This is a genomic window from Aliterella sp. E5.1 (assembly GCF_057473825.1).
The window spans coordinates 1-1,412 of record NZ_JBYCCV010000379.1; the positions used below are offsets into that span (position 1 = coordinate 1).

A 1,412-nucleotide genomic window follows, 5' to 3' on the forward strand; every position below is an offset into this window, starting at 1 on the left:
CTGCTGTTTGGTCAGTAGTATCTGCAATGTTTCCAGTTCCCACATTGCCACCAACATTGATTTTGCTATTCTCCTCTTTATAAAAGCAGGAATTTTTGCTACTAACTTGATATAGTCTAATTGCTCCCCCATGTCCTCCTATTAATAAATTTGCATTTGTAAATATTTTGCCATTCATACGAAATGCAGGACCAGGACTAAGTTCAAGGTCGTCTTGAAATAAAGCTGCGTTGTTATTTAGAGGAACTCGGCTCTGGTCTTGCTGATACTCCAAAGCAGTAAAGCCTTTATTACCTGCATATACCTCATAGCCCTCACCAGGAGAAGCGGTAATTGGCACTGTAGCAGTGTAAGCAAAGAAACTTTTGGTTAGCTTGCTACCTGATTTATACCAACTAGATTCACCCACCAAGCTAGAGCTAGTACCAGCAGTATTCTCGCATTGTCTACTTAACGCACCTTTCATAGGTGGCGTTCTTGCCTCTAATGGATTTCTAACTCTATTAAACTTTCCATCTGTTCCACGACTAGGACTACGGAAGGTAATACTATAGAGGGTGTAGCTATCAAACTTACCATTGTTATCAGTATCAACGGGAAATTTCCAAGCAGTGCTTAGAGTTTCATCATTTTCTAAAACATATTTTGACGAATCAGGCTGCTTTTCAATAGTGCCATTGCCATTAATATCCTTAACAAGTTTCAATTGAGTTTCATCGCCGAACATATATCTGCTACTATTAATGGCGTTATATAGAGCAATATCAGAAGGTGTATCTCGTGGTAGCGTAGGGTCTGACAGTAAAGCATTCAATTTTGCTTTAGCCCGATCGACAGCAGGAGTAGCAGCATTTAGCACTACCTGATTAACTCGGACGTTACTAGCATTTCTAGAGCGATCAAAAGCTCGCACTACCAACGCCACTGACAGCAATACAACTACTAGCGATACCATTGCTACAGTAGGCAGTACAAAGCCCGTCTCAATGTGGGAGCTATGTTTAACAAGTAAGCTACGCAACAGCCATTGAATCTGATGTTTGGGGTCAGTTTTGGGTAGCTGCTCAATTTGTTTAAGTAGATTTTGTTTAGCTTTATCTTGCTTGTTGGTTGACATAACTACACTACTTTTGTGCTGATGAAATTTTTACAGGTAATAAAGAAAAAATGCTAGTACGATTTGCAGTAAAGTCTTAAACTTAATAAATCTGTGTAATGTTATGAACTTTTATACTTTTATAAATATAAACAATTAATTCTCTAACTACTCTTTTAGCAGTTGAAACCTTTGTTAAATATGGGATAAATACCAGTTTTATTATGTTGATTGGTATAAGCTCGTGCGTGTTATTACTGGCAATACAAAATTATTGCTCTAAAAAATATGTATTTCTTAGGCAAAATTTATTTAT

1 protein-coding gene is annotated in these 1,412 nt (G+C 37.3%); it reads right to left on the reverse strand.

Annotated features, from left to right (window positions below; translation table 11 throughout):
* On the reverse strand, window positions 1-1,117 hold a 1,117-nt coding region (hpsA, locus tag AC2VE5_RS27450), incomplete at its 3' end, for a hormogonium polysaccharide biosynthesis protein HpsA (protein ID WP_486890695.1).
* Between the last annotated feature and the right edge of the window lie 295 nt (window positions 1,118-1,412).